This window comes from Streptomyces collinus (assembly GCF_031348265.1).
Taxonomy (GTDB): Bacteria; Actinomycetota; Actinomycetes; order Streptomycetales; family Streptomycetaceae; genus Streptomyces; species Streptomyces collinus.
Genome location: NZ_CP133771.1, coordinates 2,293,429 through 2,307,555, shown reverse-complemented (window position 1 = coordinate 2,307,555; position 14,127 = coordinate 2,293,429). Strand labels below are relative to the sequence as shown.

At 70.9% G+C, this 14,127-nt stretch carries 11 protein-coding genes; 7 read left to right on the top strand and 4 right to left on the bottom strand.

Annotated elements, in window-relative coordinates:
- Nucleotides 1-16: 16 nt before the first annotated feature.
- Nucleotides 17-3,169, bottom strand: coding sequence for an isoleucine--tRNA ligase (gene ileS / locus RFN52_RS10365; RefSeq protein ID WP_184845337.1), 3,153 nt, complete (start codon nt 3,167-3,169; stop codon nt 17-19).
- Between the two features lie 623 nt (nt 3,170-3,792).
- On the opposite strand from ileS, the gene RFN52_RS10360 reads away from it, so the two are divergent.
- The 6 genes from RFN52_RS10360 (at nt 3,793) to RFN52_RS10335 (ending at nt 9,634) form a co-directional block, all read left to right on the top strand.
- Nucleotides 3,793-5,010, top strand: a complete 1,218-nt coding sequence (locus tag RFN52_RS10360; RefSeq protein WP_184845335.1) for a TraR/DksA C4-type zinc finger protein — start codon at nt 3,793-3,795, stop codon at nt 5,008-5,010.
- An 89-nt stretch (nt 5,011-5,099) separates the two neighbouring features.
- Nucleotides 5,100-5,699, top strand: a complete 600-nt coding sequence (lspA, locus tag RFN52_RS10355) for a signal peptidase II (protein WP_184845333.1) — start codon at nt 5,100-5,102, stop codon at nt 5,697-5,699.
- Between the two features lie 43 nt (nt 5,700-5,742).
- Nucleotides 5,743-6,687: an RluA family pseudouridine synthase gene (locus tag RFN52_RS10350; protein ID WP_033312665.1), complete on the top strand. Its 945-nt coding sequence runs from the start codon at nt 5,743-5,745 to the stop codon at nt 6,685-6,687.
- Entirely contained in the window at nt 6,684-7,151 is a 468-nt protein-coding gene (locus RFN52_RS10345; RefSeq protein ID WP_184845330.1) for a GNAT family N-acetyltransferase, read from the top strand. Before RFN52_RS10350 ends, RFN52_RS10345 begins: the two co-directional genes overlap by 4 nt.
- Before the next feature lie 95 nt (nt 7,152-7,246).
- A complete protein-coding gene (locus tag RFN52_RS10340) occupies nt 7,247-8,833 on the top strand; it encodes a Na+/H+ antiporter (protein ID WP_184845328.1) in 1,587 nt (528 codons plus the stop codon).
- 60 nt (nt 8,834-8,893) lie between these two features.
- Nucleotides 8,894-9,634, top strand: a complete 741-nt coding sequence (locus RFN52_RS10335; protein WP_184845326.1) for an SDR family NAD(P)-dependent oxidoreductase — start codon at nt 8,894-8,896, stop codon at nt 9,632-9,634.
- 64 nt (nt 9,635-9,698) lie between these two features.
- Here the strand turns inward: RFN52_RS10335 and RFN52_RS10330 are convergent, their stop codons facing one another.
- Entirely contained in the window at nt 9,699-10,850 is a 1,152-nt protein-coding gene (locus RFN52_RS10330; protein WP_184845324.1) for a mechanosensitive ion channel family protein, read from the bottom strand.
- Nucleotides 10,851-10,912: 62 nt separating this feature from the next.
- Between RFN52_RS10330 and RFN52_RS10325 the strand changes: the two genes are divergently transcribed.
- Nucleotides 10,913-11,527, top strand: a complete 615-nt coding sequence (locus RFN52_RS10325) for a dienelactone hydrolase family protein (RefSeq protein ID WP_268254231.1) — start codon at nt 10,913-10,915, stop codon at nt 11,525-11,527.
- Nucleotides 11,528-11,533: 6 nt separating this feature from the next.
- On the opposite strand, the gene RFN52_RS10320 is transcribed toward RFN52_RS10325, so the two are convergent.
- Together RFN52_RS10320 and RFN52_RS10315 are read right to left on the bottom strand one after the other, a co-directional pair.
- The gene (locus RFN52_RS10320; RefSeq protein WP_184845322.1) at nt 11,534-13,204 is read right to left on the bottom strand and encodes an alkaline phosphatase D family protein; all 1,671 of its coding nucleotides are present in this window, start codon (nt 13,202-13,204) and stop codon (nt 11,534-11,536) included.
- Nucleotides 13,205-13,296: 92 nt separating this feature from the next.
- Nucleotides 13,297-14,115, bottom strand: coding sequence for a thioredoxin domain-containing protein (locus RFN52_RS10315; protein ID WP_184845320.1), 819 nt, complete (start codon nt 14,113-14,115; stop codon nt 13,297-13,299).
- Between the last annotated feature and the right edge of the window lie 12 nt (nt 14,116-14,127).

The window sequence follows — 14,127 nt, the reverse complement described above, 5'->3', positions numbered from 1 at the left end:
CTGTTCGGCCTGTGGGTTACGCCTTGCGCAGGCGGAACGTGAGGGTGAGGCCCTCGTCCGTGAACGGGGCGCCGTAGCCGCTGTCCGCCTCGCCCTGGGCGAAGTCGGCCGCCAGCACCTCGTCGGCGATCAGACCGGCGTGGTCGGTCAGGGCCGCCGCCGTCGCCTGGTCCATGGCCGTCCAGCGCAGTGCGATGCGGTCGGCCACGTCGAGGCCGCTGTTCTTGCGGGCCTCCTGGATCAGGCGGATCGCGTCACGGGCCAGGCCCGCACGGCGGAGCTCCTCGGTGATCTCCAGGTCCAGCGCGACCGTCGCGCCCGAGTCGGAGGCCACCGACCAGCCCTCGCGGGGGGTCTCCGTGATGATGACCTCGTCCGGAGCCAGCGTGATGGTCTCACCGTCGACCTCGACCGACGCCGTGCCCTCGCGCAGGGCCAGCGACAGGGCGGCCGCGTCCGCGTTCGCGACGGCCTTGGCCACGTCCTGGACGCGCTTGCCGAACCGCTTGCCCAGCGCGCGGAAGTTGGCCTTCGCCGTGGTGTCGACCAGGCTGCCGCCGACCTCGCTCAGCGTCGCCAGCGACTCGACGTTCAGCTCCTCCGTGATCTGCGTGCGCAGTTCGGAGTCCAGCGTCTCGAAGCCCGTCGCCGCGATCAGCGCGCGGGACAGCGGCTGGCGCGTCTTGACGCCCGACTCCGCGCGCGTGGCACGGCCCAGCTCCACCAGGCGGCGCACCAGCACCATCTGCCTCGACAGCTCCGGGTCGATGGCGGTGAGGTCCGCCTCCGGCCAGGACGACAGGTGGACCGACTCCGGAGCGCCCGGGGTGACCGGGACGATCAGGTCCTGCCAGACCCGCTCGGTGATGAACGGGGTCAGTGGGGACATCAGCTGCGTGACCGTCTCGACGACCTCGTGCAGCGTGCGCAGGGCGGCCTTGTCGCCCTGCCAGAAGCGGCGACGCGAGCGGCGCACGTACCAGTTGGACAGGTCGTCGACGAACGCGGACAGCAGCTTGCCGGCGCGCTGGGTGTCGTAGGCGTCCAGCGCCTGGGTGACCTGGTCGGTGAGGGCGTGCAGTTCGGACAGCAGCCAGCGGTCCAGGACCGGGCGGTCGGCCGGGGCCGGGTCGGCCTCGGACGGGGCCCAGTCCGACGTACGGGCGTACAGGGCCTGGAAGGCGACCGTGTTCCAGTACGTCAGGAGCGTCTTGCGGACGACCTCCTGGATCGTGCCGTGGCCCACGCGACGGGCCGCCCACGGGGAGCCGCCGGCCGCCATGAACCAGCGGACCGCGTCGGCGCCGTGCCGGTCCATGAGCGGGATCGGGTCCAGGGTGTTGCCCAGGTGCTTGGACATCTTGCGGCCGTCCTCGGCGAGGATGTGGCCGAGGCAGACGACGTTCTCGTACGACGACTTGCCGAAGACCAGCGTGCCGACCGCCATCAGCGTGTAGAACCAGCCGCGGGTCTGGTCGATGGCCTCGCAGATGAACTGCGCCGGGTAGCGGGCCTCGAACAGCTCCTTGTTCTTGTACGGGTAGCCCCACTGCGCGAACGGCATCGAACCCGAGTCGTACCAGGCGTCGATCACCTCGGGCACGCGCGTGGCCGTCTTTCCGCAGCCGCCCTGCGGGCAGGCGAAGGTGACGTCGTCGATGAACGGGCGGTGCGGGTCCAGGCCCGACTGGTCCGTGCCGGTCAGCTCGGACAGCTCCGCGAGGGATCCGGCGCAGGTGAGGTGGTCGTCCTCGCAGCGCCAGATGGGCAGCGGGGTACCCCAGTAGCGGTTGCGGGACAGGGCCCAGTCGATGTTGTTGTTCAGCCAGTCTCCGTACCGGCCGTTCTTGACCGTGTCCGGGAACCAGTTGGTGCCCTCGTTCTCCGCGAGGAGGCGGTCCTTGATCTCCGTGGTGCGGATGTACCAGGAGGGCTGCGCGTAGTAGAGCAGCGCGGTGTGGCAGCGCCAGCAGTGCGGGTAGCTGTGCTCGTACGGGATGTGCTTGAAGAGCAGGCCGCGCTCGTCGAGGTCGGCGGTGAGCTTCTCGTCGGCCTTCTTGAAGAAGACGCCGCCGACGAGCGGGACCTCCTCCTCGAAGGTGCCGTCCGGGCGGACCGGGTTCACGACCGGCAGGCCGTAGGAGCGGCAGACCTTGAGGTCGTCCTCACCGAAGGCGGGGGACTGGTGGACCAGACCCGTGCCGTCCTCGGTGGTGACGTACTCGGCGTTGACCACGAAGTGCGCCTCGGCCGGGAACTCGACCAGCTCGAACGGGCGCTGGTAGGTCCAGCGCTCCATCTCGGCGCCCGTGAAGGTCTGGCCGGTGGTCTCCCAGCCCTCGCCGAGGGCCTTGGCGAGGAGCGGCTCGGCGACGACCAGCTTCTCCGAACCTTCTGGGCCCTTCGTCGCCACGACGTAGGTGACCTCGGGGTGCGCGGCGACCGCCGTGTTGGACACCAGGGTCCAGGGCGTGGTCGTCCAGACCAGGAGCGCGGCCTCGCCGGCGAGCGGGCCGGAGGTGAGCGGGAAGCGGACGAAGACCGACGGGTCGACGACCGTCTCGTAGCCCTGCGCCAGCTCGTGGTCGGACAGGCCCGTGCCGCAGCGGGGGCACCAGGGGGCGACGCGGTGGTCCTGGACCAGCAGGCCCTTGTTGAAGATCTCCTTCAGCGACCACCAGACCGACTCGATGTACTCGGGGTCCATCGTGCGGTAGGGGTCCTGGAGGTCGGTCCAGTAGCCCATGCGGGTCGTGAGCGCCTCGAAGGCGTCCGTGTGCCGGGTCACCGACTCGCGGCACTTCTCGTTGAACTCCGCGATGCCGTACGCCTCGATGTCCTGCTTGCCGGAGAAGCCGAGCTCCTTCTCGACGGCGAGCTCGACCGGGAGGCCGTGGCAGTCCCAGCCGGCCTTGCGGGCGACGTGGTAGCCGCGCATGGTCCGGAAGCGGGGGAAGACGTCCTTGAAGACGCGGGCCTCGATGTGGTGGGCACCGGGCATGCCGTTGGCGGTGGGCGGGCCCTCGTAGAACACCCACTCGGGGCGGCCCTCGGACTGCTCCAGGGTCTTGGCGAAGATCTTCTGCTCGCGCCAGAAGTCGAGCACGGCGTGCTCGAGGGCGGGCAGGTCGACCTGGGCGGGCACCTGGCGGTACGTCGGCGATGTCATCAGCGGGGTTCCTCCGGCGGACTTGCTGCCTTCCGTCCGGAGGGACGAGAGCTACGTCTGCCTGCGCCGCCTTCGGCGCGCTCCCGCGGTACCACCCTCCTTGGCCCTCCGGCACGGGGTGTGCGCCGGCGAGCCCCCTCATTGGGGTCGCGATGCCGGGTCTACCGGCCGCTGCGCTCGGCTGCGGCGTTCTTCCGGCGGCTCCGGGGTGATCTTCACGTCGCGCTCGCCCCCGGGCTCACACCGTCCCCGGGTCGCTCTGGGCTGCGTACGCCGCTACTCGTCCCCATCCACGCTTTTCGCTCCGCCCAGTGTACGGCGCCCCGCGGACGGCGGCCGACCGGTTTTCCGGGCCGCCGGGCCGCGCGGGGCTCCGGCGGGTACCGGGCGGGGTGCGATATGGGTTTGATGGCCCTAATGGGGTGGTATAGGTGTTCGGATCCTGGGACGTCTGGCTCGGCGGATTACCGGGCGGGGAGCTGGGCACAACGGATGCAGGTTCGCCGCGGCGTGCGCGAGGCGGGCGAATCAGGCGGTGTGCCCCGTTGCCGCGGGACTGAAGTCGATTTATCGTCCCAGCACGATTCGCGAGCAAGATCACAATATGTGAAGGGGCCGCGACCATGGTGGCGAAGAAGACCGCCGTACAGCAGCCGGCGTCCGGCAGGTCCGCGGAGGCCTCCGGCGGCGCGGCCAAGGACGTGGGCGGGAAGAAGTCCACGCAGGGGGGCTCGGCGGGGCGGACGGCGAAGGAGGGCCCGGGCAAGGCGGCCGGGGTCACGCCGTCCGGGGCCAGGTCGTCCGGGGCCAGGTCGTCCGGGCCTGAGCCGCCAGGGGCCGAGCCGTCCGGGGCCGAGGTGGCCAGGGCCGAGCAGAGCGCGGCCAAGGCGGCATCGGCCGGAGCGGCTGGGGGGAAGAGGGCGGCGGCCGGGGCATCGGCGCACGGGGCATCGGCCAAGGCGTCAGCTGCGAAGGCACCGGTGAGGAGGACACGGGCCAAGGCCTCGGCCCACGACGCGCCGGCCGATCCACCAGCGGAGACGGAGACGGAGACGGAGACGCAGACGGAGTCGGCCGAGTCATCGGCGGAGAGGGCACCGGCCGAGAAGGCGGCAGGAAGGAAGGCGGCAGGGAAGAAGGCGGCCGTCAGCAAGACCGCCTCGGCCGGGAAGGCCACCGCCCGGAAGGCCGCCGCCGAGAAGGCCCCGGCCCGGAAGGCCACCGGAGGCAAGAGCACCACCACCAGGACCGCGGCCGGTAAGGGCGCTGCCCGGACCGGCGCGGTCACACAGGACACGGCCATGAGCAGCACGGCCAAGAAGGCGGGTGCGGCCGAGGCCGCGCAGCAGACGGGAGCGACGACGGTGGTTGCGAAGAAGACTCCTGGCACGGCCACGGCGGCGAAGACCGCCGTTCCGAAGGCACGGATCGCCGCGGCGGAGCCCGGTGAGCTCGCGGTACGCGCGGGCGAGGACCCCTGGACGGCGGAGGAGGTCGAGGAGGCGCGGTCCGAGCTGACATCCGAGGAGACCCGGCTGCGCGAGGAGATCACGTCGTCGGAGCGGTCGCTGGCCGGTCTGATGCGGGACTCCGGGGACGGCGCGGGCGACGACCAGGCGGACACCGGCACCAAGAACATCACCCGCGAGCACGAGCTGGCCCTGGCCGCGAACGCTCGGGAGATGCTCCTCCAGACCGAGCGCGCCCTGGAACGCCTGCACGCGGGCACCTACGGCCTGTGCGAGAACTGCGGCAACGCCATCGGCAAGGCCCGCATGCAGGCCTTCCCCCGGGCCACACTCTGCGTGGAGTGCAAGCAGAAGCAGGAGCGCCGGTACTGACCGGCCGCCGAATGCCTCCTGAGCACGTGCGACGTACGGGGTGTGCCGTACCCTCGTCCTCAGTCAGGCACCTAGGTTGAGGGACTCACGTGGCAGAGGCGGAGCGCATCATCGGTACGCCGGACACACCGGACGCGGCCGGGGGCGGCAATGAACGGCCCGACTCCGAGGGCACCCCGCCCGACGAGTCCGGCGCCGGGCGGGGCCGGCGCCGGATCGCGGTGCTGTTCGCCGTCGCCTCGCTCGCGTACGCCCTCGACCTGATCAGCAAGTTGATCGTGGTGGCCAAGCTGGAGCACCACCCGCCCATCGAGATCATCGGGGACTGGCTGAAGTTCGAGGCGATCCGCAACGCGGGCGCGGCCTTCGGCTTCGGCGAGGCCTTCACCGTGATCTTCACGATGATCGCGGCGGCGGTGATCGTGGTGATCGCCCGCCTCGCCCGCAAGCTCTACAGCCTGCCCTGGGCGATCGCGCTCGGCCTGCTGCTCGGCGGTGCGCTGGGCAACCTCACCGACCGGATCTTCCGGGCGCCGGGCGTCTTCGAGGGCGCGGTCGTGGACTTCATCGCGCCCAAGCACTTCGCCGTCTTCAACCTGGCCGACTCGGCGATCGTGTGCGGCGGCATTCTGATCGTGCTGCTGTCGTTCAAGGGCCTCGACCCGGACGGGACCGTCCACAAGGACTGAGCGCGCGTACAGTGCTGTCGGAGGCGTCCGGCATACTCGACGGGTGAGCACGCTTCCCGAGATCCGTACCCTGCCCGTGCCCGACGGCCTGGAGGGCGAGCGCGTCGACGCCGCCATCTCCCGCATGTTCGGCTTCTCCCGTACCAAGGCTGCCGAGCTCGCCGCCGCGGGGAAGGTCACGGTCGACGGGTCGGTGGTCGGCAAGTCGGAGCGCGTGCACGGCGGCGCCTGGCTGGAGGTCGAGATGCCGCAGGCGCCCGCGCCGGTGCAGGTCGTGGCCGAGCCGGTCGAGGGCATGGAGATCGTGCACGACGACGATGACGTGGTCGTGATCGTCAAGCCCGTCGGCGTCGCCGCGCACCCCTCGCCAGGCTGGACCGGGCCGACCGTCATCGGGGGCCTGGCCGCCGCCGGGTACCGGATCTCCACCTCCGGCGCCGCCGAGCGCCAGGGCATCGTGCACCGGCTCGACGTGGGCACCTCGGGCCTCATGGTGGTCGCCAAGTCGGAGCGCGCCTATACCTCGCTCAAGCGCCAGTTCAAGGAGCGCACGGTCGACAAGCGGTACCACACGCTCGTCCAGGGCCACCCCGACCCGACCAGCGGCACCATCGACGCGCCCATCGGCCGGCACCCCCAGCACGACTACAAGTGGGCCGTCACCGCCGAGGGCAAGCCGTCCGTCACGCACTACGACCTCATCGAGGCGTTCCGCGCGGCCTCGCTGCTCGACGTGAAGCTGGAGACCGGCCGCACGCACCAGATCCGCGTCCACATGGCCGCCCACCGGCACCCCTGCGTCGGCGACCTCACCTATGGCGCCGACCCGACGCTCGCCAAGCGCCTGGGCCTGACCCGGCAGTGGCTGCACGCGGTGCGGCTCGGCTTCGAGCACCCCGGGGACGGGCAGTGGGCGGAGTTCTCCTGCGACTACCCGGAGGACCTGCAGAAGGCCCTGGAGCAGGTCCGCGAGGAGACGTACGCGTGAGCACCCCGTACGTGGTGCGCCTCGCCGAGGACCCTGCCGACCGGGAGGCGTGCTTCGCGGTGCGCAAGGAGGTCTTCGTCGGCGAGCAGGGCGTACCGGAGGACCTGGAGTACGACGCGTACGACGCCGGCGCGGTCCATGTGCTGGCGGTCCGCCAGGACGGCGTGCCGCTCGGGACGGGGCGGCTGCTGCACGGGGAGCCGGCCGTGGCGCAGACCGGCGCCGGCCCGTCCGTGGGCTCTCTCGGCCGGCTCGCCGTGACGGGAGCCGCACGCGGGCTCGGCGTCGGTGCCGCGCTGGTGCGGGCCATCGAGGACGCGGCCCGCGCCCGGGGGCTCGCGGCCGTGGACCTGCACGCGCAGACGCACGCGCTCGGCTTCTACGCGCGGCTGGGCTACGAGCCGTACGGGCCCGAGTACTTGGAAGCGGGCATTCCGCACCAGGGGATGCGGCGTTCGCTTTAGCCCCTCGTGGTGGGTGCCGAAACGGTTTGTCCCGGGAGTTGCGTGGCAGGCTTGAGGTCAGTCGTGTGAACATTTGACCTTCCGGAGCGCTGACCGTGGATCAGTTGGCCCTGCTGTTCGTGCTGCTGCTCGGGGCCGTGATCAGTGTCCCCGTGGGGGACCGCTTCAAGGTGCCCGCGCCGGTGCTGATGACGCTCCTGGGGATAGTCCTCGCACTGCTGCCGTTCGTGCCGAACGTCGAGATCGCGCCGGACCTGATCCTGCCGCTGCTGCTGCCGCCCCTGCTGTACGCCGCCGTGCGGCGCACGTCCTGGCGGCAGTTCGCGGCCAACAAGAGGCCGATCTTCCTGCTGGCCGTGGCCCTGGTGTTCGTCACCATGGCCTGTGTGGCCGCCGTCGCCGACGCGATCGTGCCGGGGCTGCCGCTCGCCGCGGCCTTCGCGCTGGGCGCGCTGGTGGCGCCGCCGGACCCGGTCGCGGCGACCGCCGTGGCCGGGCAGCTGGGACTGCCGCGCCGGCTGGTGTCGATCCTGGAGGGCGAGGGCCTGTTCAACGACGTGACGGCCATCGTCCTCTACCACGTGGCGATCGCAGCCGCCGTCAGCGGGACGTTCTCGCCCTGGAAGGCCGGGCTCGATCTGGTGCTGTCGGCCGTGGTGGCGGTGGCCGTGGGCCTCGTGCTGGGCTGGGGCGCGAACAAGCTGATGGAAGTGCTCGGCGACGCCACCCTGCAGATCGGGCTGACCCTGCTGGTGCCGTACGCCTCGTACGTCATGGCCGAGGAGCTGCACGGGTCCGGCGTGCTCGCCGTGCTCACCACCGCGCTGTTCCTCGCGGAGTACGGCTCCGACGCCGACGACGTCATGACGCGGCTGGCCGGGCACACGTTCTGGAACATCGTCGACACCCTCGTCACCGGCGTCGCGTTCGGGCTGGTCGGTCTTGAGTTGCACAACGCGATCCGCACGGCCTCCGGGCGGTGGGGCGAGCTGCTGGGCTGGGCGGCGGTGGTGGTGGTCGTCGTCGTCTTCGCCCGGCTGCTGTGGCTGCTGCCGGCGACCTGGCTGACCAAACGGCTGCACGCGCGGCGGGACTACGACGAGGACATCCCGGTGAGCTGGCGCGAGACCGTGGTGATGTGGTGGTCGGGGATGCGCGGGGTGGCCTCGGTCGCGCTGGTGCTGGCCATTCCGCTGGAGACCGACGGGGGCGCGCCGTTCCCCAGCCGGGACGAGATCATCTTCATCGCGTTCGGGGTGATCATGGCGACGCTGGTGCTGCAGGGCCTGACATTGCCGTGGCTGGTGCGGTGGCTCGGGGTGAAGGCCGACACGGACAAGGAGAAGGAGTTCGCGAAGGACCTGGCGATCCGCGCTGCCAAGGCGGCCAAGCAGCGGCTGCGGGAGATCGAGGGGACCGAGGAACTGCCGGAGGAACTGTCCGAGCAGATGCTGCGGCGGGCCTACGACATCGGGGTGCGGATCAGTCCCGAACTGGCGGAGGACGAGCGGCGGGAGGCGTACCGCGAAGGAGCCCGGCGGGTGAAGCGGGTCCGGCGGATCCAGCAGGAGATGCTCAGTGCGGCGCGGCACGAGGTGCTTGCGGCGCGGAGTGAGCCCGGGGCGGATCCCGAGGTGGTCGACCGGGTTCTGCGGCACCTGGACGTCCGCAGCCTGAGGTGAGCCGCGGCTCACCGGTGGTGGTTTGACGGTGGGCGCCCGGGGCGTCGTAGGGTCGTCCGTATGGCACGGAATGTAGTAATCAGTGGTGGGGGTACGGGAATTGGGCTCGCGGCGGCCCGGGTGTTCGCCGCCGGAGGGGACCGGGTGCTGCTGCTCGGGCGGCGGGCCGATGTGCTGGAGAAGGCCGGGGTGTCCGGCGCGCTGACGTACGCGGCCGATCTCACCGAGCCGCAGGACGTGCACGGTGTCGCCGCTTTCGTCGAGCGGGAGTTGGGGGCCGTGGACGTGCTCGTGCACAGCGCCGGGGGCAGCGGGCTGCTCGAACCGGAGGCCCCGGGTGACGATCCGCTCGCGGCCGTCGCGCACACCTGGAGCGTGAACTTCCGGCTCAACACCCTGACGGCGGTCCTGCTCACCGAGGCGCTGAAACCGCGGCTCGCCGAGCCTGGCGGACGCGTGCTGTTCCTCAGCTCCATCGCCGCCTACCGGGGATCCGGGAGCGGGGCGTACGCGGCGGCCAAGGCGGGGCTGCACCCCTACGCCCACGATCTGGCCAGGGAGCTGGGGCCGCGCGGCATCACCGCGAACGTGGTCGCGCCCGGGTACATCGAGGACACCGAGTTCTTCGGGGACGCGATGGCCGAGGAGCGGCGGGAGCGGCTCATCGGCGAGACCTCGACCGGCCGGGCCGGGACCCCGGGGGACGTCGCCCAGACCCTGCACTGGCTGGCCTCCCCGGGCGCCGGGCACATCACCTCACAGATCATCCAGGTCAACGGCGGCGCCGAGCGCGGCCACTGACCGGCGGAAGGGAAATGGGGCACCCCGCGCCGCGGGGTGCCCCATTTCCCTTCCGTGTGAGGGGTCAGTGCTCCGGCCGCCCCGAGTTGTGGTTGCTGTGGTAGCGGCGCTGCTGGGCCGGGACGCCGTCCGGGGACGAGCGGTGGCCGCTGCCGTTGCCGTTGCCGTCGGAGGACGGCGGAAGGACCGCGTCCGCCGTGTTGACCCGGGGCAGGGCGTACGGGTGCTCGTCGGCAAGCCAGCCCATCATCTGTTCGCGGACCGTGACCCGCACCGTCCAGATGTCGTCCGCGTCCTTGGCCGTCACCAGGGCCCGCACCTGCATGGTGCTCGGGGTGGTGTCCGTGACCGACAGGTTGTAGGCGCGGCCGTCCCAGGCGGGGCACTCGCGCAGGATGTCGCGCAGCTTGTCGCGCATCGCCTCCACAGGGGCGGAGTGGTCGACGTGCCAGAAGACGATGCCCGTCATCTGCGGGGTGCCGCGCGACCAGTTCTCGAACGGCTTGGACGTGAAGTACGACACCGGCATGGTGATGCGCCGCTCGTCCCAGGTGTGGACGGTCAGGAAGGTCAGGGTGATCTCCTCGACCGTGCCCCACTCGCCGTCGACCACCACCGTGTCCCCGATGCGCACCATGTCGCCGAAGGCGATCTGGAACCCCGCGAACATGTTGCTCAGCGTGGACTGCGCGGCGACACCGGCGACGATGCCGAGGATGCCGGCCGAGGCCAGCAGCGAGGCGCCCGCCGCCCGGAACGCCGGGAAGGTCAGCAGCATCGTCGCCACCGCCACCACACCGACGATCGCGGACACCACCCGCATGATCAGCGTCACCTGGGTGCGCACCCGGCGGACCCTGGCCGGGTCGCGGTGGGCCCGGGCGCTGGCGTACCGGCTGTACGACGTCTCGACGATCGCCGCCGCGATACGGATGACCAGCCAGGCGGCCGATCCGATCAGGATCAGGGTCAGCGTCCGGCCGACTCCTTCGGCGCGGCTCTCCAGCAGGTCCGCCTCGTCGTAGGACCCTCTCAGCAGGGCCGCGAAGAGGACGATCATGTAGGGGATGCGGCCACGGCGGAGCAGACCCCACAGCGGGGTCTCATGGTGCCGTTCGTCGGCCTTGCGCAGCAGGAAGTCGGTGGCCCAGCCGATCACCAGCGTGAGCACGACCGAGCCACCGACCACGATCAGCGGTCGTAGCAGGTTCTCCATGCCACCGAACCTAACCGGCCATCGGGGTGCATGAACATGTGACTTCCGCTGCGTCGTGGGTAGTGCCGGGATCCCGGCTTGTCACACCCGGCTGGCACCATGGCCTCATGAACATCATGCTGTTCCACTCGACCCAGGGTCTGCGGCCCGCGGTGCTCCAGGCCGCTGACAGACTGCGCGCGGCCGGACACGAGGTGTGGACACCCGACCTCTTCGAGGGGCACACGTTCGACACGGTCGAGGAGGGCATGCAGCACCAGGAGAAGATCGGCAAGGACGAACTGCTGAAGCGTGCGGTGATGGCCGCCGCGCCCTACTCCGAGCGCGGGCTGGTGTACGCCGGGTTCTCGCTCGGCGCGTCCATCGCCCAGACCCTCGCCCTCGGCGACGACAAGGCGCGCGGCCTGCTGCTCCTGCACGGCACGTCGGACATCGCGCCGGACGTCACGGCCGAGGACCTGCCGGTCCAGCTGCACGTGGCCGAGCCGGACCCCTTCGAGACGGACGACTGGCTCAGCGCCTGGTACCTCCAGATGGGCCGCACCGGCGCCGACGTCGAGGTGTACCGCTACGCCGGGGCCGGCCACCTCTACACCGACCCCGACCTGCCGGACTACGACGAGGAGGCCGCCGAGGCCACCTGGCGGGTGGCGCTCGGCTTCCTCGAAACCCTGTAGCGGCGGTTACACCGGGTCGTAGGTGCGCTCGACCTTCTGCGTGCCGCTGCGGGTGCGGTACGAGCGGGACCACTTGGCGCTCGCGTCGCGCTTCGCGCGGTCGGAGACGACGTAGAAGTCCATCTGCGCGCGCTCGGCCGTGATGTCCAGGACGCCGAAGCCGTGCCGGTCGGTGTCGACCCAGTGGACATGGCGGTTGGCGGCGCGGATGACCGGCGCGGCGACCGCGGAGACCGTGCCCTCCGGAACCTTGACGATGTCGTCGAGGTTGTCCGAGGTGACCGAGGTGACGACGAACTCCGTGGCGGCCGACGGGGACAGCGGATACGTACCGGCGTCCACCGGCACGTCGTTGGCCCAGGCCATGTGGATGTCGCCGGTGAGGAAGACGGTGTTGCGGATCGCGTTCGTCCGCAGGTGCGCCAGGATCTCGCGGCGGTCGTCGGTGTAGCCGTCCCACTGGTCGGTGTTGAGGGCGAGTCCCTCCTGGGGCAGGCCCAGCAGCTTGGCCAGCGGCTTCAGCAGATCGGCGGAGAGCGAGCCGATGGCGAACGGCGAGATCATCACCGAGTTGCCGACCAGCCGCCAGGTGGTGTCGGACGACGTCAGCCCCGCCTTGAGCCAGTCCAGCTGGGCACGGCCGGTGAGCGTGCGGTCCGGGTCGTCGACCTCGCCGTTGCCGACCTTGACCTGCTGCGAGCGGAAGGAGCGCAGGTCCAGCAGGGAGAGGTCGGCGAGCTTGCCGAAGCGCAGCCGGCGGTAGGTGGTGCCCGCGATCGCCGTGCGCACCGGCATCCACTCGAAGTAGGCCTGTTTGGCGGCGGCCTGACGGGCGGACCAGGTGCCCTCCGCGCCCTCCGTGTGGTTCTCCGCCCCGCCCGGCCAGGCGTCGTTAGCGAACTCGTGGTCGTCCCAGATCGCCACGACCGGGGCCGCGGCGTGCAGCGCCTGAAGGTCCGGGTCGGTCTTGTACCGGGCGTGCCGGGTGCGGTAGTCGGCGAGCGTGACGATCTCGTGGGCCGGGGCGTGCGGGCGGACGACCTTGCCGCGGGTGCCGTACTCGCCGGTGCCGTACTCGTAGATGTAGTCGCCGAGGTGCAGCCAGGCGTCCAGGTCGCCGCGGGCCGCGAGGTGGCGGTACGGGGAGAACCAGCCGGCCTCCCAGTTGGCGCAGGAGACCACGCCGAAGCGCAGGCCCGTGACGGCCGCGTCGTGCGCGGGGGCGGTGCGGGTGCGTGCGGCGGGGGAGTCGGTGCCGCCGGCGGAGAAGCGGAACCAGTAGTCGGTACCCGGCTTGAGGCCGCGGATGTCGGCCTTCACGGTGTGGTCGGAGGCGGCCGTGGCGGTGGTCGAGCCCTTGGCGACGACGGTGGTGAACGCCTTGTCCTCGGCGACGGTCCAGCTCACCTCGGTGTCCGGGCCGGCTCCGGAGCCGGGTATCGCCTCCGGTACCGGAGTGACGCGGGTCCACAGCAGGACGCCGTCCGGCAGCGGGTCCCCGGAGGCGACGCCGTGCAGGAAGGCGGGAGCCTGGTCGACGGCGCGCGCCGGCAGGGTCGCCGCCAGTGGGCCGGCCAGGACAGCGGTCGCCGCCGCGGCCTTGACGACCGTACGGCGGCGCGGGGTGAGGGAGTTGATGCCCTCTGACGTATTCGATGATCTGTATCGACTGGTCACGACCGATCAGGTTACTGGTCGGTATGGGCCGGAGCGGGCGAACTCCGGAAGTTCGCCCGCTCTTCACACGCCGACCGGTCCCTGACCGGCCGTCACTTCTTGAGGGCCTCGCCCACGACCCGGTTGAAGTCGGCCACCGTCATCAGCGGTGTGCCCTGGCTGTCGGCGGTGAGCTGCTTGCCGTCCATGACGAAGCCCGGAGTGCCCTTCACGCCGTCCTTGTTGTCGTCGAAGGTCTTCGACATGGCCATGGCCCAGGCGTCGTAGGTGCCCTTCTCGACCGCGTCCTGGAACTTCTTGTTCCCCTTCAGCTCGGGGACGGCGTCCGCGACCTTGATCAGGTAGCTGTCGTCCTTGAACTTGTCGGTCGTCTCCTCCGGGTGGTACTTCGCCGAGTACAGCGCGGCCTTGTAGTCGAGGAACGCCTGGTCGCTCACGTTCAGCGCGGCGCCCATGGCGCTCAGCGCGTTCTTGGAGCCCTCGCCGTTGTCCTTGTTGTCGATGAAGGTGGCGCCGACGAACTGCATCTTGTACTTGCCGTCGTCGATGTCCTTCTTCACGGTCGGGCCGACGGTCTGCTCGAACTGGGCGCACACGGGACAGCGCGGGTCCTCGTAGATCTTCAGCGTCTTCTTCGCCGAGTCCTTGCCGATGACGACCGTGGTGCCGTCGGTGCCCGTGGTGTTGGCCGGCGTGACGACCTTCTCGTCCTTGACCGCCTCCCAGTGGGTGGGCTTGTTGGCCTGGACGACCGCGTACCCGATGCCACCGGCTATCGCCAGGACACCGACGATGGAGCAGGCGACGATGACCTGCCGCTTGGTCTTCGCCCGCTTGGCCTCGCGCTCGCGCTCGATGCGCAGCCGCTCGCGGGCCGCGGTCTTCGCCGACTGGCTGTTGCGCTTGCTCATGGTGATGTTCTC